Origin of the sequence: Gracilibacillus pellucidus (assembly GCF_033949965.1) — a bacterium.
Classification (GTDB): Bacteria; Bacillota; Bacilli; order Bacillales; family Amphibacillaceae; genus Gracilibacillus; species Gracilibacillus pellucidus.
This window is the reverse complement of sequence record NZ_JAWZSR010000001.1, coordinates 465,107-484,935: the sequence shown is the minus strand read 5'-3', so window position 1 is coordinate 484,935 and position 19,829 is coordinate 465,107. Positions and strand designations below refer to the sequence as shown.

19 protein-coding genes are annotated in these 19,829 nt (G+C 36.2%); 6 read left to right on the top strand and 13 right to left on the bottom strand.

Annotated elements, in window-relative coordinates; all coding sequences use genetic code 11:
• Positions 1 to 43: 43 nt before the first annotated feature.
• The 5 genes from SH601_RS02325 to SH601_RS02305 form a co-directional block, all read right to left on the bottom strand.
• On the bottom strand, positions 44 to 853 hold the full coding sequence (locus tag SH601_RS02325; RefSeq protein WP_319956608.1) for a pyruvate, water dikinase regulatory protein: 810 nt from the start codon (positions 851 to 853) through the stop codon (positions 44 to 46).
• A 12-nt stretch (positions 854 to 865) separates the two neighbouring features.
• On the bottom strand, positions 866 to 1,501 hold the full coding sequence (locus SH601_RS02320) for a helix-turn-helix transcriptional regulator (protein ID WP_319956607.1): 636 nt from the start codon (positions 1,499 to 1,501) through the stop codon (positions 866 to 868).
• Positions 1,502 to 1,672: 171 nt separating this feature from the next.
• On the bottom strand, positions 1,673 to 3,190 hold the full coding sequence (locus SH601_RS02315; protein ID WP_319956606.1) for an AbgT family transporter: 1,518 nt from the start codon (positions 3,188 to 3,190) through the stop codon (positions 1,673 to 1,675).
• A 238-nt stretch (positions 3,191 to 3,428) separates the two neighbouring features.
• Complete coding sequence (locus SH601_RS02310) at positions 3,429 to 5,141, bottom strand: MFS transporter (protein WP_319956605.1); 1,713 nt, start codon at positions 5,139 to 5,141, stop codon at positions 3,429 to 3,431.
• Positions 5,142 to 5,250: 109 nt separating this feature from the next.
• Complete coding sequence (locus SH601_RS02305; RefSeq protein WP_319956604.1) at positions 5,251 to 5,532, bottom strand: DUF2524 family protein; 282 nt, start codon at positions 5,530 to 5,532, stop codon at positions 5,251 to 5,253.
• Between the two features lie 109 nt (positions 5,533 to 5,641).
• Between SH601_RS02305 and mnmM the strand changes: the two genes are divergently transcribed.
• Complete coding sequence (gene mnmM / locus SH601_RS02300) at positions 5,642 to 6,205, top strand: tRNA 5-(aminomethyl)-2-thiouridylate-methyltransferase MnmM (protein ID WP_319956603.1); 564 nt, start codon at positions 5,642 to 5,644, stop codon at positions 6,203 to 6,205.
• 14 nt (positions 6,206 to 6,219) lie between these two features.
• The gene (locus tag SH601_RS02295) at positions 6,220 to 7,590 is read left to right on the top strand and encodes an aldehyde dehydrogenase (RefSeq protein ID WP_319956602.1); all 1,371 of its coding nucleotides are present in this window, start codon (positions 6,220 to 6,222) and stop codon (positions 7,588 to 7,590) included.
• Between the two features lie 468 nt (positions 7,591 to 8,058).
• Here SH601_RS02295 and SH601_RS02290 read toward each other — a convergent pair whose 3' ends face one another.
• Complete coding sequence (locus tag SH601_RS02290; RefSeq protein WP_413775089.1) at positions 8,059 to 9,123, bottom strand: tetraprenyl-beta-curcumene synthase family protein; 1,065 nt, start codon at positions 9,121 to 9,123, stop codon at positions 8,059 to 8,061.
• 238 nt (positions 9,124 to 9,361) lie between these two features.
• Between SH601_RS02290 and SH601_RS02285 the strand changes: the two genes are divergently transcribed.
• The 3 genes from SH601_RS02285 (at position 9,362) to SH601_RS02275 (ending at position 11,550) form a co-directional block, all read left to right on the top strand.
• Positions 9,362 to 10,237, top strand: coding sequence for a cation diffusion facilitator family transporter (locus tag SH601_RS02285; protein WP_319956601.1), 876 nt, complete (start codon positions 9,362 to 9,364; stop codon positions 10,235 to 10,237).
• 12 nt (positions 10,238 to 10,249) lie between these two features.
• On the top strand, positions 10,250 to 10,771 hold the full coding sequence (locus SH601_RS02280) for a gamma carbonic anhydrase (RefSeq protein WP_319956600.1): 522 nt from the start codon (positions 10,250 to 10,252) through the stop codon (positions 10,769 to 10,771).
• Between the two features lie 200 nt (positions 10,772 to 10,971).
• Complete coding sequence (locus SH601_RS02275) at positions 10,972 to 11,550, top strand: GNAT family N-acetyltransferase (protein ID WP_319956599.1); 579 nt, start codon at positions 10,972 to 10,974, stop codon at positions 11,548 to 11,550.
• A gap of 182 nt (positions 11,551 to 11,732) precedes the next feature.
• Here the strand turns inward: SH601_RS02275 and metK are convergent, their stop codons facing one another.
• The 4 genes from metK to SH601_RS02255 form a co-directional block, all read right to left on the bottom strand.
• Entirely contained in the window at positions 11,733 to 12,929 is a 1,197-nt protein-coding gene (metK, locus tag SH601_RS02270) for a methionine adenosyltransferase (protein ID WP_319956598.1), read from the bottom strand.
• 353 nt (positions 12,930 to 13,282) lie between these two features.
• The gene (gene ytkD / locus SH601_RS02265; RefSeq protein ID WP_319956597.1) at positions 13,283 to 13,765 is read right to left on the bottom strand and encodes an RNA deprotection pyrophosphohydrolase; all 483 of its coding nucleotides are present in this window, start codon (positions 13,763 to 13,765) and stop codon (positions 13,283 to 13,285) included.
• 22 nt (positions 13,766 to 13,787) lie between these two features.
• Positions 13,788 to 14,318, bottom strand: a complete 531-nt coding sequence (locus tag SH601_RS02260) for a hypothetical protein (RefSeq protein ID WP_319956596.1) — start codon at positions 14,316 to 14,318, stop codon at positions 13,788 to 13,790.
• A 137-nt stretch (positions 14,319 to 14,455) separates the two neighbouring features.
• Positions 14,456 to 14,764, bottom strand: a complete 309-nt coding sequence (locus SH601_RS02255) for a hydrolase (RefSeq protein ID WP_319956595.1) — start codon at positions 14,762 to 14,764, stop codon at positions 14,456 to 14,458.
• 128 nt (positions 14,765 to 14,892) lie between these two features.
• Here SH601_RS02255 and SH601_RS02250 point away from each other — a divergent pair, with 128 nt between their 5' ends.
• On the top strand, positions 14,893 to 16,143 hold the full coding sequence (locus tag SH601_RS02250; protein ID WP_319956594.1) for a DNA polymerase IV: 1,251 nt from the start codon (positions 14,893 to 14,895) through the stop codon (positions 16,141 to 16,143).
• Positions 16,144 to 16,185: 42 nt separating this feature from the next.
• Here the strand turns inward: SH601_RS02250 and SH601_RS02245 are convergent, their stop codons facing one another.
• From SH601_RS02245 to menH, 3 genes are all read right to left on the bottom strand, one after another.
• Entirely contained in the window at positions 16,186 to 17,619 is a 1,434-nt protein-coding gene (locus tag SH601_RS02245; protein WP_319956593.1) for an o-succinylbenzoate--CoA ligase, read from the bottom strand.
• Between the two features lie 543 nt (positions 17,620 to 18,162).
• A complete protein-coding gene (menB, locus tag SH601_RS02240) occupies positions 18,163 to 18,981 on the bottom strand; it encodes a 1,4-dihydroxy-2-naphthoyl-CoA synthase (protein ID WP_319956592.1) in 819 nt (272 codons plus the stop codon).
• Positions 18,978 to 19,772, bottom strand: a complete 795-nt coding sequence (gene menH / locus SH601_RS02235; RefSeq protein ID WP_319956591.1) for a 2-succinyl-6-hydroxy-2,4-cyclohexadiene-1-carboxylate synthase — start codon at positions 19,770 to 19,772, stop codon at positions 18,978 to 18,980. The genes menB and menH overlap by 4 nt, the downstream gene beginning before the upstream one ends.
• Positions 19,773 to 19,829: the final 57 nt, after the last annotated feature.

Below are 19,829 nucleotides of genomic sequence, written 5' to 3'. Positions count from 1 at the left end.
AAATTATCTTATTTAACAATGAATTAATGGTTTATTATGTTCTTTAATACTCCGATCGCATTTTCATTATAACACCTGCTGTTTCTTCAATCGATTTATCAGAAACATTAAGAACTGGACAATTTAGCCTCTTCATTAACTGATTGGCAGTTTTCAATTCCTTTTTAATTTGTTCCATTGATGCATATTTTGATTGCGCAGGTAATCCTAACGTCTTTAATCTTTCCGTTCTAATTTTTAATAAGTGACCTGGATCTATCGTTAATCCAACAATCATACGATCTGCTGGTTGAAGTAACTCTTCAGGTGCTTCCATATCAGGTAAAATAGGTAAATTAGCAGTTTTTACCCCCTTATGTGCTAAGAAAATACTTAATGGCGTTTTAGAAGTTCTGGAAACACCAATTAATACGACATCTGCAAGCAACAAACCTTTCACATCTTTTCCATCATCATATTTAACAGCAAATTCTACTGCATCAATACGTTTAAAATATTCTTCGTCTAACACTTGACGTTGGCCAGGATCCGGCTTCGGATTACCATTGAAAGTATCGATATAAGCTTGCATCATCGGCCCCATTACATCAACAGCACGTATTTCATGACGAATCGCTTCTTGCTGCATTTTCATTCGCAATTCAGGCTGTACTAACGTATAGGCAATAAAGCTTTTTTGCTCACTTACTTCCTTCACAATTACTTCGATTTCTTCTTCTGTTTGAATATGACTATATCTCTTTACTTGGACGGTTTTATTTGTAAATTGCCTAGCAGTAGCACGAACGACTGCCTCTCCTGTTTCCCCTACTGCATCCGAACAGACATATATTACTGATTGATTGTCCCCCATTCTACATCCCCCTTACCGCACTTCTGATTGTAAATCAATCAGCGCTTTTACAATATTTGTTTTCGTAATACGCCCCACTACTTTTACTTTCTGTATATCTGTTTCCTTTTTCACAACTGGCAAACTATCTACTTCATAATAAATCAGTTTTTTCGCTGCTTCATATACACTTTTATCGCCTTCAATCACGTATATTTTCGGCTTTCTAGTCATTACTAGGTGTACTGGCATAGATGATGCTTGTGGGTTACCTAATGTGACTTTCAATAAGTCCTTACGCGATATAACCCCTTCTAAATAATGGTCACCATCGACAACTATTAATGAACCAACATCTTCTAAAAACATCGTAATAACTGCATCATTCACTGTTGTATTACTTTGTACCGTCACTGCAACACCTTGAATATCTTTGACTAGCTTATCTTGCCACATATGTAACGGATATCCTTGCCCTACTTTATTAGCAAGAAAATAACCTACTTTTGGTTTTGCTTCAATTTGACCTGTCATCACTAACACAGCTAAATCTGATCGGAGCGTGCCTTTACTAACACCTAACATATCTGCTATTTGTTCGGCAGTAATTGGTTCATGCTTTGCTAAAATATTCATAATTTCTTTTTGTCTCATTGTAAAATCGATCATCTTTTTCCTCCCGATACCTTCACTACACGATGACAATGATTATACAGACATCATAACATATTTTTCACTGTAAACGGAAAGGGCTTACGTTGTGAATCCTTAAATCTCTGTAAAGATGCAAAAAAAGGCTTTTTCAAAGGTTGAACTCCTCCTTTGAAAAAGCCTTTTAAATTAATAATGAATTCCTGCACCAGGTCCGACTGGTATACCAACTAACATCCAAATGATTAACAAGATTAGCCAACCGATTGTAAAACCAATAGAGTAAGGTAACATAATCGAAATCAACGTACCAATACCTATTTTCTTTTCGTATCGTTGTGCAAAAGCAATAATAACAGGCAAGTAAAGTAATAATGGTGTAACCATATTCGTTACGGAATCTGCTATACGATATAACAACGTAGTAAATTCTGGAGAATACCCTAAATTCATCATAATCGGCACAAATACCGGTGCTAAAATCGTCCATTTAGCAGATGAGCTACCGATAAAGAAATTAATCAACATCGTTAACAAAATAAACGTTAAGATAAGGCCAAAACCATCAAATCCTGTATCTTGTAAAAATTCAGCACCTTTAAATGCTAAAATAGTTCCCATATTTGTTTCGCCAAAATAAGCAATAAATTGTCCGGCGGTGAATGCTAAAGCAATATAGCCTCCCATACTTGCCATTGTTTTACCAAGAAGTTTCGTCAAGTCTTTATCATTCTTAATCTCTTTGGAGACTATTCCGTACACGAGACCAGGAACAAAAAAGATAAGAAAAATGACAAATACTAATGAAGAAAAGAATGGTGATTCAATATACGATCCATCGCCTCTTAATGGTCCAAATGATAAATAAACCATGACAGCTAATGTTATAACAAAACTAAGTCCTGCATATTTTAAGCCTTTTTTCTCTTGCTTGTCCAGTTTATCTACATTTGCTTCTGTTTCACCTTGATATTTTCCTAATCTAGGTTCTACTACTTTATGTGTCACCCATGTACCGATAATTGTGATAAGTACAACAGAAATAGCTGCGAAATACCAGTTCATCGAGACATTAATCGTACCAGCATATTGTGGATCTATTACGCTAGCAGCATCTGCCGTAAGCTCTTGTAAAATAGCATCTGTAGACGTTAGAAATAAATTTGCTCCAAAACCACCAGATACACCCGCAAAAGCAGCTGCTAATCCTGCTATTGGATGGCGACCAAGTCCGAGAAACAGTACCGCTCCTAAAGGTGGTAACACAACATACCCTGCATTAATTGCAAGACTGGACATAACACCAGCAAACACTAATGCAGCAGTAAGTAATTTTTCTGGAAAAGCAAAAACCGTTGCTTTCAATGATGCATTCACTAAACCTGTCTGTTCTGCTAGACCGATTCCTAACATTGTCACGAGTACAGCTCCAAGCGGCGCAAAACCAATAAAATTATCTACAGCGTTGCTAAAAATATATTCAAGGCCAGCAGCACTAAATAAATTTTGGATCTCCATCTCCTCACCTGTACTTGGATTCGTTACCGACACTCCCGAAAAGATCCATGAAAGAAGAACAATAAGAAAAGCTAATATAGCAAAAAGCAGTAATGGTGATGGTAATTTATTTCCTAACCATTCTATTCCATCTAGCCCCCGAAATAATATTTTTTGAAAGAATGGATTCTTTTTCTCTGTTTTCACCATTCTAATTCCTCCTATTCCTAGCAATAAACTATGAATTAAAATACCAAAAGAAAGATGTTTTGTAAAGTAATACATTCCTTTTGTCCCATCAACCATTATTAAAACTGTTCATAAGTGCTGCCATATAGCGATGATGTGAATCATCATCTCTTCCCCCTATAATAAATAGCAGAAGTCTCATTGGGATTAAAAAAGCTAGAGCATATGCTTTTCAGCAATTCACTCTAGCTTTTTATCGTTATTCTGTTAATTCTTCTATATCTATTTTTTCTACGGTTGCTGTACCATTATCCAATATCTGTACATCTGCTTGAATATGATCACCTTGTTTCAAGAAAATAGCTAACGGCGCTTTGCTAGCATTTACAGTATAAATAGTCGGATCATCTGTTAGTAAGAATTGGACAATTTGTCCTTGGTCCGATGAAGTAACTAGTACACGCTCTACTTCACCAGTAACCTGTTCAGTTACCGCATCATCTGTTGCTCCAACATTACTTGGATCTTGTAATAACGCCATCCGATAAGCATCTAATGTTTCACTAGCTGTATCACCAAACACCACAAAATCGGAATCATTTGCTTTAATATATGCATACTGTTTGTGCAAGCCATTTGGATCTAATACATTCACTACCCATGTTGGGTTACCGTCGACATTGTATAGTACAGGCATATACCCTTCCCATTTCTTCTCTGGGAATTCTTTATTAACAATTTGTTTTGCCCCTTCACTATCCATAATTCCATTATTCTTTTCTCCACCATAATAAGTGAGTTCACCAGTTCGAGCGTTTACTAGGGTATAACCTAAAGCCGAATCTATATTTTCTTTAGGTGATGTCATATCCGTAAAGTAGAACATCTCCCCTTCTTCATTAAACATCGGTGTTACTCCTGATTCTGTTCCAGATTCATTCGGTATTTTCACATCTCGTTTACCAAAAACACTATTTAGCCAACCGTGAACATATTTACCGAAATAATCATTTTCTAATGTTGCCATTTCAGAACTTACGGATCCTTGAATGAAATCAGGTGCTTCTTTTGTATCAAACATTTGCATATCACCATTTTGTGGATCAATCACTACTACTTTTATCGCATCTACATTTGGCCTGTTTGTTACATGTACTGGGCGATAGACAGTTTGCACATACCAAGGTTTACCATCATCGTCTACTTCCACTTGGGCTACACCACTCTGAATATATTGTGGGTATTTATTGTAGATAACACGTTGAATATATTTATGGAAATAACTTGAGTTGGTATACTGCATTGGTTCCTCGTGAAATTCTGGCTGCGCATTTACATTTGTTGCAGAAATCTTGAAGTAACCCGCTGTTTCTTTTCCTCGTACAAACTTCCAAAAGTCAGCAAACTCTACTGGTGCAATATAGACAATTTCATCATTCACCTTTTGCACTTGCAATTTACCTAAATCGTAAAATTGTGGATTTGGTACAACACTCATTGCTTTCTGAATTTTATTCCGCGCAAATTCTGGTGCAACGGTAATCGGTGTTTCATCCTTCGATAACGGTTTCGCCTCTGCTTCTTCTTGAATAGAAATACTTTGATGTGCCTGTTGTAATGTAGTAAAACTTAATATAGTAATAACAATCACTCCAATTACAGCGGCACCCAACACAAGAACGAGTGGTGTTACTACCCTTGTTTCTACTTTCTCGCCAGGTTGCACTGCATATAACAAGAGTGGCAATAACACTACCGCAATAATTAAATTAGCAATCAACATATTTGGCACAGTTATCGCTGGCATTACAAAATAAAAGATAATAGCCGTTAACACATAGCCAATAACAAAAATGATAAGACCATGCTTCATTATCCTTGATGTGTTTAATGAAGATATGCTTACTGTTACAATCAATCCTATCACATATAAAATCATCGCAATTAAGCTTGCAATTAATACACCTATCATGACTTTTCCCCCTTTAGCTACTATTTTATACGAATGAAACTAAAGAAAGGTTTCAATTTTAGATAAAATAAGAGGCACAAATGGCAAAACCTTTGTACCTCCATCACACCTATTCATATCTTGTAACATCAATTTGATCCAAAATCATATCCTGCAGCTTTTCATTAACAATTAACTGAAACCTGTGTAATTGCTCACGCTGTTGGGCATTAGCGCTCATCATCATTTTATCGATATCTTGTGCTAATCTTTCTAGCTCTAAATGCGCATTTGTATAATCTTCATTTAACAAAAATTGATTACGGTTAGACATATCTAATTGCTCTTCTGCTTGTTGAATTATATGTTGACCTTCTATTAACAAATTTTCAATCGAATCTCTTGTTGCCATACTAATCACCTCTGGACTTTAGTGTATGACAATCGCGCAATATCATACCCTTTTGTTCGATTGTTTGCTAAAATACAAGTGAAGTTTTTATTCAGACGAGGAGTTATATATGATGAAAGCAATTATCCCTTTTTCCCATCAACTATTAGAAGAAGTAGTTCTTCCAGGAGAAAGTGTTGTCGATGCAACTTGTGGGAATGGTAATGATACGATTATGTTAAGCAAACTAGTCAGCAATACCGGAAGAGTTTATGCATTTGATATTCAAAAGCAAGCAATCGAAAAGACAAGTGCCCGCTTAGCCGAGCAAAAAATTGAACATGTCGAACTGATTCATGATGGCCATGAAAAAGTAGCTACTTATGTAAAAGAAGAAACAATAGCTGGTGGTATTTTCAATCTAGGCTATTTACCCAAAGGTGACCATTCCATTATTACAACACCAGACACCACAATAAAAGCCATTCGAGAAATGCTACCATTACTAAAAAAACAAGGTCGAATTGTGCTCGTTATTTATCACGGTCATCAAGGTGGAAAAGAAGAAAAAGACGAGGTTATATCATTATGTGAAGCATTAGATCAAAAGCAATATCAAGTATTACAGTATCAATTTATTAATCAAGTGAATAATCCACCGTTTATTGTTGCGATTGAAAAGTTAACCCAATAGATAGGAGAGGAAAAATGATAAATTCTCAATCCATAATAGCCAATCACCAACAATTTTTCGCCACTGGTCAAACGAAAGATGTTTCATATCGAATTAAAGCTCTACAATCATTAAAGACAAGTATTAAAGCAAATCAAGAAAAAATCATTGATGCACTAAAACAAGATTTAAATAAATCAGAAGCTGAAGCTTTCATGACTGAAATTGGTTACCTTTATAGTGAAATTGATCATGTTGTCAAAGAATTACCTAAATGGGTAAAACGAAAAAAAGTAAAAACACCTGTTACCCACACTGGGTCTAAAAGCTATATTTATCAGCAACCATATGGTGTTGTGCTTATTATTGCACCTTGGAACTATCCTTTCCAACTTGCACTGGCTCCATTAATTGGTGCGATCGCTGCAGGTAACTGTGCAGTAATTAAGCCCTCTGAATACACACCAACAACATCTGCACTACTTAGCGAGCTTATCACTACTACTTTTTCCGAACAGTATATCTCCGTAGTAGAGGGTGCTGTAGAGACAAGTAAAGCTTTATTAGAGGAAAATGTTGATTACATTTTCTTCACCGGCAGTGTACCTGTTGGTCGAATGGTTATGGAAGCAGCCGCTCAAAATTTAACACCAGTTACATTAGAGCTAGGTGGAAAAAGCCCAGCAATTATTGATAAAGACGCTAATTTATCTGTAGCAGCTAAACGTGTTGCTTGGGGGAAATTCACAAATGCTGGTCAAACATGTGTTGCTCCAGATTATCTCTATGTACACGAGGATGTAAAACATACATTTATCTCTGAATTGAAGCAAGCGATTCAATCCTTATATGGGGAACACCCCCTAGAAAACCTACATTTCGGTCGTGTTGTACACGAAAAACATTTTGATCGTCTACAAGGATTTTTATCAAATGGCACAACCATTTTCGGTGGAAAAAGCAAGCGCGAACAACTAAAAATAGAACCAACATTACTTATAGATATTTCGTGGGACGATGATATTATGCAGGAAGAAATTTTTGGACCACTTCTGCCGATCATGTATTATCAAGATCTTGATGACGTGTTAACCGGTATTGAACACCACCCTAATCCATTAGCCTTTTATTTCTTTTCTGAAAATGATGCTTTAGCAGAAGAAGTTATCGAAAAGGTTTCCTTTGGTGGCGGTTGTATTAATGACACGATGTATCACTTAGCAAGTCCTTACCTACCATTTGGTGGTGTTGGTAACAGCGGTATGGGAGCATATCACGGTAAAGATAGTTTTCTTACCTTCTCCCATCAAAAGAGCGTATTAAAACAAACAACGTCTATTGATTTCCCTTTCCGTTATCCAAATAGGAAAAACGGACTGAAATTATTGAAACGTTTTATGAAATAAAGGTGTTCTCGACGACAAATCTTTCGCTTTGGAGCGAGTTTTGTCTTTGAGACATCTTCTCATGGACATAACTTTCCCTTTGGACTGAGTTTTGTCTTCGAGGCGCTTTCCCATGGACATAACCTTCCCTTTGGAGCGAGTTTTGTCTTTGAGACGTCTTCTCATGGACATAACTTTCCCTTTGGAGCGAGTTTTGTCCGTGAGGCGCTTTCTCATGGACATAACTTTCCCTTTGGACTGAGTTTTGTCCGTGAGACGCTTTCTCATGGACATAACTTTCCCTTTGGACTAAGTTTTGTCCGTGAGACGCTTTCTCATGGACATAACTTTCCCTTTGGACTGAGTTTTGTCCGTGAGACACTTTCTCATAGACATAACTTTCCCTTTGGACTGAGTTTTGTCTTTGAGACACTTTCTCATGGACATAACTTTCCCTTTGGACTAAGTTTTGTTCTCGAGATTGTGTGCTTAATATCTTCCAGCAAGTCGATTGTATATTTTAATATTCCAATGAAAGAATTGTGATTTACGCCCACTTACTTTAATTAATCGTTTTACTATTGTTTCAAATTTTTTCATTCTTTTCACTTTAGGATCTGCTAAGTATAGACCAACTAACCCATGTTGAATCATTTCGTGAAAAGCTTTGTCTGGTAATGTTTGTATGTATTCATTCGTCTTTTCAACAAAGTAAACGAGGCGTTGTTCTAATTCATGATGATCTCGATAATATGTACAGAAGTTTAAATCCCCTTCTTCCTCATCCTCTGCTTGATCAATAAAGTAATCCAACATAATATGTAAGCCTTGTAGAAAAGGGAAATAACTATCAAATATTTTCTCCGCTAGTTCTTCTGTCATATGATTTCCTAGCCCATATGACACCATACAGAAAATTCCTAGTGTCGAACCTGCACAAGCAGAAAATTCATACCAGCTTAACATCGGCCATTGCTCTTGATATTGATCAAACCATTTTTCTAGTCTCGGTATTCGCTGTTCATGGGCAACATGTTTATGCACTTGTAAGTCACTATACATGGACTCTAATTGAACCATACGTGATTGAAAAAGCGAATAATTGTTTACTTTACTTAGTACTTGTTGGCAAGTTTTGACTAAGTCTGTTAAATACTCACCATCAGCTTGCTCTACTCGATATTGATAATAGTTTTTTATTTCGTTTTCAGGTGTTAAAGCGTCTTCCATTGATTGATGAAGCATACGGAAATCTGTTGGATCAAGTGATGTACTACGGTCACATAAATTATCTAAATAGTCACTAATAGTTTGATAGGCAACGATAAAGCGAATGGCTTCCTTCCATTCATCTCCTGCCAGCAAACTATAGACACTTCCACCTTGACAGTGAAATTTTTTGTCTTGAATACTCGCTAATGCTTGTGTTTTAAGTTCCTCATCAGGGATTTCATTTGCACGTTGCTTCCAATAATTCAATTCTCTATTTACTTGTGGAAATATTTTCTTATATACATCTTTCATCAAGATCGATGCTTTCGTTGGGACATGTATAGACACTTTTTTCCCTCACTTTACTATTATTGCTTCTCTTTATTATGATAGCATATTACATCATCCTCCAAAAGAATAAGCACACTCATCACATTAACCAGAGGTATCTTTTTTAACCTTACTCAACTTTTTTAGCAGGTAGATAGTTTGTTGCATTCATCCCCTTATGTTGCTATTGACCCACTCAAAAGCGATTTGCTATTCTATTAACTCAGAAGAAATAACTGGAGGTCTTTGGATGAGTAAAACACCTAAAATTGCTTTTTTGTCCGTATTAAGCAATTCATTTGTTGTCATATTAAAATTAATTGTAGGTGCTTTAACAGGATCTGTTGCTGTCATCTCAGAAGCGATTCATTCTGCACTTGATCTTTTAGCTTCTTTAATTGCCTTTATATCTGTACGAATTTCTGGTAAGCCTGCTGATAAAGAACATCCATTTGGGCACGGTAAAGTGGAAAACATATCTGGAACGATTGAAACATTACTTATTTTTCTAGCAGGCATTTGGATTATTTATGAATGTATCCAAAAATTATTAATGATTGAACCTATTAGATTACCAATTTTAGCTATAGCAGTAATGTTAATAGGTGCTTTTGTTAATTTTATCGTTTCAAAAATTGTGAAGAAAGAAGCAGAAAAAGTAAACTCTATTGCGATGAAATCGAACGCCTTCCATCTACTAACAGATGTTTATACATCACTTGGCGTTGCGGTAGGACTATTTTTTGCCTATCTTACAGGTTGGCATTTTATTGACCCACTAATTGGAATTGCTCTAGCTATTTATATCATGTTCGAAGCCGGGAAATTAATGAAAGAAGCTTTTCCCCCATTACTCGATAGTAGTTTAAGCTTTAGTGAAGTGCAGGATATCTTGCAAATCATCTATGCACATGAGCAGGAATATCTAGAAATTCATGATTTCAAAACGAGACGAGCTGGACCAGATGTATATATTGAATTTCATATGGTTGTTCCTTCCGAAGAAACCATTGGGACTGTACACGCCCTTTGTGATAAAATTGAACAAGAAATTAAACATGAATTTTCCAATGCACATATTCTTATCCATGCTGAACCAGAGCAAGAATTAAAAGGATTATCATAGGGAGGCGACAAGATGTTATATGATTATAACGGAACAACTCCTTTCATTGACAAAACAGCATTTATTGCACCAGATGCTGTTATTACAGGAGATGTTGAAGTGGGTCCGTATGCTAGTATTTGGTTTAAAGCCGTCATTCGTGGTGATGTTGCTCCAGTAAAAATAGGAGCCTATTCTAATGTACAAGATTTATCATTACTCCATCAAAGTCCTGATTTACCATTAATCATTGAAGACTATGTGACAGTGGGACATCAAGTTACCTTACACTCTGCTATTATCCGCAAGCATGCACTTGTCGGAATGGGATCTATTATATTAGATGGCGCGGAAATTGGGGAAGGTGCTTTTATCGGTGCAGGTAGCTTAGTATCACCAGGCAAAAAGATTCCACCTAATACACTCGCATTTGGTAGACCAGCTAAAGTCGTGCGGGATTTAACAAAAAAAGATAAAGAAGAAATGGAAAGAATCCAACAAGAATATACGAGAAAAGCACAATTATATAAAGAGAGTCTCTCATCAGATAATTAATGGAAAAGCGCAGTCATCGTCCACATCCGCTGTTCACACTACATCCTTAGAAATTTGAGTGAGGTAGCTATGAATGATTGTGTTTAATAAAAAATACGCAAACTTATGGTACGATTATATTAACTAATTTTTGTGATTTAACATAATCTCTTATTCAACTAATGGAGCAGGATACTTACAAATGATTAGGAGTCATCAAAATGGTCAAATATAAAAAATTCCCAAATTTAGAAACAGATAGGTTGATATTACGAAATGTAAATAATGAGGATATTGATTTTATTTATAGACTTTTTAATGATGAAAGAGTATGTAAATTTTTATATGATGAAGAATTATTTATAAGTAGAAATGATGCAATAGAGTTTATTGAATGGAATAAAAATCCGGAAGAAAAGGGATACAATCGTTGGGTATTAGTCAAAAAAGGTGCTATGTCAGAACAAATTGGAACCTGTGGATATGATAACTGGGACAGAATGAACAATATTGCAGAAATAGGCTATGATTTATGGCACGAATATTGGGGACAAGGGTATATGAAAGAGGCCTTAATTAGTGCAATTGAAAGTGGATTTAATCATATGAAATTGAATAGAATTAACGCTTATGTTGCTTTAGATAATGTCAACTCTATTAAGTTATTAGAAAAACTTGGATTTGTGAATGAAGGTGTATATAGAGATAAGCATTTATTTAAGGGTGAATATTATGACCATTATTCTTTTTCTTTGTTAAAAAGAGATTGGAATCAGTTCAAAAAAGGAACTAACGAATAGTATTAGTATGTGATTAGTTATACTTATACTATAGGATACTTTCGTTGAAGAGGACTATAACAATACTTCCAGATATAGAAAATGTATAATTTTTATATACTATCAACATTAATCTTTAATAAAGCCATACAGAAAAAGCAAGCTCACTCCTTTGACCGGAGCAAGCTTGCTTTTATTTATTATTATCCTAAAAAGGATTGTAATGCATCTACTTTATCTGTGTTTTCCCAAGGGAAATCGCCGTCTATACGTCCAAAATGACCATATGCTGCTGTATTACGGAAAATTGGTCTTCTTAAGTCTAGCATTTTGATAATTCCTGCTGGACGTAAGTCGAAGTTTTCACGTACTGCCGCAACTAATTCTTCTTCAGAATGTTTACTAGTTCCAAATGTATTAATCGAAATAGATACAGGCTGTGCTACCCCAATTGCATATGCTAATTGCACTTCACATGTTTCGGCTAAACCTGCAGCAACAATATTCTTCGCAACATAACGAGATGCATATGCTGCAGAACGGTCTACTTTTGTCGCATCCTTACCACTGAAGGCACCGCCACCATGACGAGCATATCCACCGTAAGTATCAACAATGATTTTACGTCCTGTTAAACCAGCATCACCTTGTGGTCCACCAATAACAAAACGTCCAGTTGGGTTAATGAAATATTTTGTTTCTTCATCTAATAATTCAGCTGGAACAACTGGTTTAATTACATGTTCTTTTAGATCTGCTTGAATTTGTTCTAATGTTACATCTTGATGGTGCTGTGTAGAAATAACGATCGTATCCACTCGTTGTGGTTTATCATTCTCATCATATTCTACTGTTACTTGTGTTTTCCCATCAGGACGAAGGTAATCTAATGTGTTGTTTTTACGAACATCTGATAACTGCTTCGCTAGACGGTGTGCCATACTAATTGGTAGTGGCATTAATTCAGGTGTCTCATTGTTCGCATAACCAAACATTAGTCCTTGGTCCCCTGCACCAATTGCTTCAATCTCATCATCTGTCATGGTACCTTCACGTGCTTCAAGCGCTTGATCAACACCGCCTGCAATATCAGGTGATTGCTCATCAATAGCGGTAATAACACCACAAGTATCTGCATCAAAGCCATACTTCGCTCTTGTATAACCAATTTCTTTAATGGTATTACGAACGATTTTAGGAATATCCACATATGTAGATGTAGTGATCTCACCAGAAACTAATACTAGTCCTGTTGTTACACTCGTTTCACAAGCAACCCTAGCATTTGGATCCTTTGATAAAATTTCGTCTAATATCGCATCAGAAATCTGGTCACAAATTTTATCCGGATGACCTTCTGTAACTGATTCTGATGTAAATAAGCGTCGATTTTTCGCCATGTTTCCTATTTCCCCCTTCATCTTTTACACCGAGACTTCCATCTTTCCTTCTTTTATCTAAAAGTCTAATCAAAGATTTATTATTTATCACAGATACTAGCTTTTTCATGGATTTATGCACAACCAGCAGGATAAAGCAACTACTGATTGAAGTCTCACTATATGACAAAATCTATATCTTCAACTATACAACTTTTCGCAAAAAAATGCACGAACCAAATGATCAACATGGCGTGCATAATTCCAGAGTATAGTCTCTCGTTGAATTCATAGGATATATCGTACCCGATTCGCGCAGTAAAGTCAATCCATTTGAAAATCTCACTTTACAAAAAAAGTATAGCTAACATTTGTCAGCTATACATCGGTTCAATTACCTTTGTAATATAATCCAAGCTATGTGTTAAGACATCATCTTTCATAATAAAACTATATGTTTCATTACACTTGATATTGGAAGGTAACTGGTCAATTAATACAGGACCATCCGTTTCAAAGTATGAGTCTTGCTTCTGTATGGCGCTCACCTTAGCAAAGTAGATATTTTTAGCTAGCTTTTCTCTTTTTCCTGTGACGAAGTATTGCCCGATATATTGAATACCCTCTACTTCGCCTCCTGTCTCCTCCTGTACTTCCCTGATTGCTGCTTGTTTCGGTGTTTCATTTGTTTCTACTTTACCGCCCGGAAATTCAAGACCTCGATTTTTATGCTTTGTTAGCAACCATTTATTTCGGTAACGACAAATTACCCAAACATGTTTTGGCTCTGGATTAAACGGCTGGTCATCAAAGGATAATTGTATTTTGTTGTTATAGTAATCATAAAAAGTTTTCATAACTCTATACTACCTTTTATTTTTACTTATGGCTAATGTTTGCTATTTTCCATGTGTCCTCTATTTTTTCACATACTATTTCAATCGTGTATTTACCTTGCAAAGCATTTTCCGTTGTTTGCTTCACTGTTACTTTTCCGTCATCTTTCGTTATCTCATATGGCTCATTCTTATCTAACCAAGGTGGTGTTTCAGTAGGAACGATATATAACCCATCATCTTCTTCATAGTAATAATAATCAATATAGGGCTGTATTGCTTCTCTTGTAATATACGGTTCAAACGCTTTTAGTAGCTCTTCCTTCGTATCATATTGCACAACTTTATAATGGTTATCCACTTCTTGAACTAAGAGGGACATAAACATATCAGTCAAGTGCAGTATTTCTTCATGTGTGAGATCTGGATTCACTGTTTTTTGTTCAGCTGCAACGATTCTTTCAACATGTGTATGATACTTCGCATGCTTTTCATCTGTATCAGCATTGTATATCACACCAACTGCAAATATCATCAGTATGACAACCGTCAAACTAGTGATTATTCTTTTCATCGTTTTCCTCCCCCTCCTCTTATTTTTCATTATTCCTTTTTTCTTTGCTTTTAAAACCTGTTACTTTATAGACCTTTCCATCAGACAATTGGTTTCATTTTTTATCAGGGTGCAGTAGCCCCTCATCCCCCTCCTGATTATATATCTAAGTCTGATTCATCCATTGCTTTTTTTGTTTCTGGTGTAGCTAATTGATACAACATTTGTATAACTTGCTGCAAATCTGTATCATATTCATCATTTTCTGTATCCTGATGATACTGTACATATGGAATATGAGCACGAATAAACGTACCAAAGTCATCTTCATGTACTTCATTAAATTTTGCTCTTAATTGCGTAATTTCTTCGTCTGTCGCTTCAATAGTATATGCCGTATTATTACCATATGGAATCTGCGAAATTTCTTGTGACGCAATATTAACGTAATATGTTTTCTTCTCCATGTTTTTTCACCTCTTTATCAATAGTGTATCTCATTTAACCTGAATCAAACTGGAATATTTTAACGCTACTATTTCCCACGTTATTGCATTATAATTAGAACAAATGTTCGTTTTAGGTGGGATAAATTATGGATTATAGTCGTTTTCCTAAACACAATGTACTTTGCATCGATATGCGCTCCTTTTACGCAAGTATTGAATGCGTAAAGCATGGGTTAGACCCAATGACCGCAATGCTTGCAGTTGTTGGAGACAAAAATCGATCAGGCAGTATTATTCTTGCCGCTTCTCCTGCTTTAAAACAGCAACACGGTGTCAAAAATGTTAGTCGATACTTTGAACTCCCTAATGACCCAGCCATTCATGTCGCGGAAGCAAAAATGGGTGATTATGTGAAAGTATCGATGGAAATTACTCATTTATTACATCAGTATGTGCCAAAGGAAGCGATACATCCCTATTCGGTTGATGAAATGTGGATTACAGTTGATGGACTAGAAGACTTATATGGTGATGCTTATCGTATTGCACAAATGATAAAAAAAGAAATATATGAAACGATGGGATTAACTTGTGCAATTGGAATTGGTGATAATAAGTTTTTAGCAAAAGTGGTGATGGACCTTTATGCGAAAAAAACCGGCATCGCTACTTGTCACCATGAAGATGTGGAACGATTGTTATGGCCCGTCCCAATCGAAAAAATATGGGGAATTGGCAGTCAGCTAACGAAACATCTCAACAGAATGGGAATCATCTATTTGGGTCAATTAGCTAATTACCGTTTAGATAGATTGAAAAAAAGATTCGGTGTAATCGGTGAACAATTATACTGGCATGCATGGGGAATTGATTTAAGCCCTGTTTATGATTCATTTGAGAAAGAAAAAGGACAAAAAAGCTTCGGTCACGGTATCACCCTACTACGAGATTATACGGCTGAAGAAACATTAGCATGTATACTGGATTTATGCGAGGAAGTATGCAAACGCGCGAGATCGCATCAACAAGCAGGCAAGACGATTCACTTGAGCATCGGATATGCAGATAATCGTGGTGGCTTCCATCGTTCACGATCTTTACACTTGCCGACTAATGTAACAATGGATATTTATCAAGTATGCTTACAATTATTTCATGAATTTTATAGTCACCATAGTAAAATACGGCGTGTCACTGTTTCATTAAATAATTTATATGATGATATCGATACACAGCTTAATCTTTTTGAAGACCAGTCAAAAAAGAAAGACATCGGTTATGTGATGGATGCTATTCGAAATAAATATGGTTCAACAGCTATCCTACGTGCAACAAGCTATACAAAAGCAGGTATTACGAGAGAACGAAGCAAAAAAATTGGTGGGCATTATGCATAAGAAAAGGACAGCACCTTTGTAATGTGTGTCCTTTTCTTATGATTAGCCTTTCAACAAATGTCGTTGCAATTTATTTGTCGCATTACGTGGTAATTGGTTGCGAAAATGAATTTCTTTTGGCACTTTAAAAGAAGCGAGATGTTCTTGACAATGGAGTAGAAGCTCTTCAGCAGTCACGTTTTCATCCGCTGTCACAACATATGCAACAGGGACTTGTCCCCACTTATTATCTTCTCTTCCTGTCACTCCAGCTTCTTTTACACCTTCATATGACAATAATACTTCTTCTATTTCAGCTGGATAGACATTTTCACCACCAGATATAATCAAGTCATTGCGACGGTCTACTACAAATAAAAATCCTTCTTCATCTAAGTAACCTAAATCACCCGTGTGAAACCAATCTTGCTGAAAGGCTTCTTTGTTAGCTTCCTCACGACCGTAGTAACCTTTCGTTACCATTGGACCTTGGACAACAATTTCACCGATTTGATTTGCTTTAGCTCTACTTCCATCATACTCAATTTGTAATGACGCGGAGAAAAGTGGCTTTCCAGCAGAACCTAGTTTTCGTAAAGCATCCTGTTCACTTAATGTGACAATTTGTGAACTAGTCTCTGTCATACCATACGTTTGGACAATTGGCACATTTTTTTCTTTCGCTTTTTCTAATAAAGGCTTAGGTGCTGGACCTCCACCTAAAAGCATACAACGGAAGGCACTCGGATAATGCCCATCCGCTAATCGTTCCAACAAACGTGAACATGTCACTGCCACAACAGAAATAATCGTCACTTTTCTTTCCATGATTGCATGGTGTACTTTTTCTTCATCAAAACGCTCTAACAAATAAACAGACATGCCATATATCACGCTTTTAAATAGTGTAGATAAACCTCCGATATGGAATAATGGCAGACATAAAAGCCACTTATCATTTGGCATTAACCCTAAATTTAATGCTGATGCTACTGCACTAGACCAGTGGTTATGAAAAGTTTGCATAACTGGCTTTGCCCTACCAGTTGTTCCAGACGTAAACATCATCGAACAAATAGAATCAAGATTTATTTGCGAAGCTATTGGGCATTCCACACTAGTACTCATCCGAATACTAGCAATAGAATAAGAAGGAACAGGCAATGATGACATGCTATCTGTATATTTATCTGCAAAAATAATCGTTTGCACATCTGCATCTTCACATTGCCTTTTCCATTCTCTTGTCGTTAAGCGTGTATTAAGAAACACAACAGGGACTTGTATATATGTACATGCCCAAAAAGCAATAGCCAGATCAAGTGAGTTATCAGATAATATCGCAATATGCCCTCGTTGATGAACTCGATATAATTTAGTGGCAAAATCTTTCGCTTGTTCTGCTAATTGAGCAAATGTGATGGTCTTATCATTACTTAATTCCAATGCAACAAGGTCTGGTGTTAAATGAGCGCGTTTCGTTAACCAATGTTCCATCTCTTATTGACACCTCCTTTATCAAGCTAGTCCTATTCTTAGCTATTGAATGAACTACTTTTCGATTTTTAGCTCTGTTTTGTTTATAAAGTGAGACTTCAATCAGTCCAATTATTCCACTTCGTTTCTTCGTAGGGGTATTACGGACGTTTACACCGTGATAAACACTTTTTTTGTGTTTTTTATTTTATTTTTGTTCATATATCTTTTTATAAACACTTTCTTCACTTTTTCACTCTATTTTTGTTCATATATCTTTTTATAAACACTTTCTTCACTTTTTCACTCTATTTTTGTTCATATATCTGTTTATGAACACTTTCTCCGCTTTTTCACTCTATTTTTGTTCATATATCTGTTTATGAACACTTTCTCCGCTTTTTCACTCTATTTTTGTTCATATATCTGTTTATGAACACTTTCTCCGCTTTTTCACTTCATTTTTGTTCATATATCTGTTTATGAACACTTTCTTCCATTTTACTATAGTTAATATGTAAAAAAAGAATAGGCCAACACATCATGTATTGGCCTTGTTCCTTCTTATGGGAATCGTGGGAATTGTTTGAAGTTCGGTTTGCGTTTTTCTTTAAACGCATCGCGTCCTTCTTTTGCTTCATCGGTTGTATAGTAAAGCAATGTTGCATCGCCACCCATTTGTTGCAAACCAGCTAGTCCATCTGTATCTGCATTGAATGATGCTTTTAAGAAGCGAAGAGCAGTTGGTGATTTTTCTAACATTTCTTCACACCATTGAACAGTCTCTTCTTCTAATTTTTCAAGTGGTACTACTGTATTTACTAAGCCCATATCTAATGCTTCTTGTGCATTATACTGACGGCATAAGTACCAAATTTCGCGAGCTTTCTTATGCCCAACGATACGCGCTAATAAGCCTGCACCGTAACCAGCATCAAAGCTTCCAACTGTTGGCCCAGTTTGACCAAAGATAGCATTATCCGCTGCAATTGTTAAATCACAAACGATATGAAGTACGTGTCCTCCACCAATCGCATAACCAGAAACCATTGCTACTACTGGTTTTGGAATAACACGGATTAAGCGCTGAAGGTCTAATACATTTAGACGAGGAACCTCATCTTCACCAACGTATCCTCCATGCCCACGAACTTTTTGATCTCCGCCAGAACAGAATGCTTTGTCTCCTGCTCCTGCAAGTACGATTACACCAACATTTGAATCATCACGTGCATATGTAAAAGCGTCCAACAATTCATTTACTGTCTGAGGACGAAATGCGTTGCGCACTTCTGGACGATTAATTGTTATTTTTGCAATGCCATTATATGTTTCATATAAAATATCTTCATAGGTACGTTCACTTACCCATTCTACTGTCATTGACTTAAACCTCCTTTAGAAATAAACTCCTCTACTATTGTACCAAATTTTTTCGTTTGTTCCACATGAATTGCATGTCCTGCCTGATTAATTGTTGTAAAATGACTATCTGGCAACAATTCATCCATTTTTTTATTGATATCGATAAATTTCTCATCCCACTCGCCAGTCACTAATAAAACAGGCATACCCAAACGTTCGAGCTTATCCCAGTACGATCCCATGACACCTGTTCCCATTGTCACTAATGAATGTGCTAACCCTTCTCTCGATTGAGCCATTCTTTCTTCACGAATTTGATCTCGTTTTTCCTTTGGTAAACGTTTTTGAGAATCAAACAAGGCTATGTTCTCCCATTTATCGACGAACAATGCAAGTGGATACTGGACGATTTCTTCGGCAAGTCGTTGATCTCTTTGTTCCCTTGCGATACGTTCCTGCTCCACTTTTAAACCTGGAGATGCACTTTCTAATGTTAATGTTCGTACCATTTCAGGAAATGCACACGCAAAGGAAAGCGCTGTTCGTCCTCCCATAGAATACCCAACGAGATCAAACAACTCTAATCCCATTTCTTTAAAAACTCGAGAAAGATCTTCACAACAATCTTTCATTGATTTTACCCTAGCCTTCGTATAGCCATGCCCTGGCAAATCAACAACGATAAATTGATAACTAGAAAAAAAAGGACGAACAGATTGCCACGTTTGACTAGATCCAGTAAAGCCATGCAAAAATACAACTGGACGGCCTTCACCATAAGTTTCTATCCAATAATCATTAATATACATGCCCATCCTCCCCTTAACTGATTCTAGTCTAATTTCTTTTATTTAGGTATTTATCTG

What these genes read in the sequence shown, in the direction of transcription:
- SH601_RS02325 (WP_319956608.1), bottom strand. Translation starts at nt 853, where the DNA reads ATGGGGGACAATCAATCAGTAATATATGTCTGTTCGGATGCAGTAGGG.
- SH601_RS02320 (WP_319956607.1), bottom strand. Translation starts at nt 1,501, where the DNA reads ATGATCGATTTTACAATGAGACAAAAAGAAATTATGAATATTTTAGCA.
- SH601_RS02315 (WP_319956606.1), bottom strand. Translation starts at nt 3,190, where the DNA reads ATGGTGAAAACAGAGAAAAAGAATCCATTCTTTCAAAAAATATTATTT.
- SH601_RS02310 (WP_319956605.1), bottom strand. Translation starts at nt 5,141, where the DNA reads ATGATAGGTGTATTAATTGCAAGCTTAATTGCGATGATTTTATATGTG.
- SH601_RS02305 (WP_319956604.1), bottom strand. Translation starts at nt 5,532, where the DNA reads ATGGCAACAAGAGATTCGATTGAAAATTTGTTAATAGAAGGTCAACAT.
- mnmM (WP_319956603.1), top strand. Translation starts at nt 5,642, where the DNA reads ATGATGAAAGCAATTATCCCTTTTTCCCATCAACTATTAGAAGAAGTA.
- SH601_RS02295 (WP_319956602.1), top strand. Translation starts at nt 6,220, where the DNA reads ATGATAAATTCTCAATCCATAATAGCCAATCACCAACAATTTTTCGCC.
- SH601_RS02285 (WP_319956601.1), top strand. Translation starts at nt 9,362, where the DNA reads ATGAGTAAAACACCTAAAATTGCTTTTTTGTCCGTATTAAGCAATTCA.
- SH601_RS02280 (WP_319956600.1), top strand. Translation starts at nt 10,250, where the DNA reads ATGTTATATGATTATAACGGAACAACTCCTTTCATTGACAAAACAGCA.
- SH601_RS02275 (WP_319956599.1), top strand. Translation starts at nt 10,972, where the DNA reads ATGGTCAAATATAAAAAATTCCCAAATTTAGAAACAGATAGGTTGATA.
- metK (WP_319956598.1), bottom strand. Translation starts at nt 12,929, where the DNA reads ATGGCGAAAAATCGACGCTTATTTACATCAGAATCAGTTACAGAAGGT.
- ytkD (WP_319956597.1), bottom strand. Translation starts at nt 13,765, where the DNA reads ATGAAAACTTTTTATGATTACTATAACAACAAAATACAATTATCCTTT.
- SH601_RS02260 (WP_319956596.1), bottom strand. Translation starts at nt 14,318, where the DNA reads ATGAAAAGAATAATCACTAGTTTGACGGTTGTCATACTGATGATATTT.
- SH601_RS02255 (WP_319956595.1), bottom strand. Translation starts at nt 14,764, where the DNA reads ATGGAGAAGAAAACATATTACGTTAATATTGCGTCACAAGAAATTTCG.
- SH601_RS02250 (WP_319956594.1), top strand. Translation starts at nt 14,893, where the DNA reads ATGGATTATAGTCGTTTTCCTAAACACAATGTACTTTGCATCGATATG.
- SH601_RS02245 (WP_319956593.1), bottom strand. Translation starts at nt 17,619, where the DNA reads ATGGAACATTGGTTAACGAAACGCGCTCATTTAACACCAGACCTTGTT.
- menB (WP_319956592.1), bottom strand. Translation starts at nt 18,981, where the DNA reads ATGACAGTAGAATGGGTAAGTGAACGTACCTATGAAGATATTTTATAT.
- menH (WP_319956591.1), bottom strand. Translation starts at nt 19,772, where the DNA reads ATGTATATTAATGATTATTGGATAGAAACTTATGGTGAAGGCCGTCCA.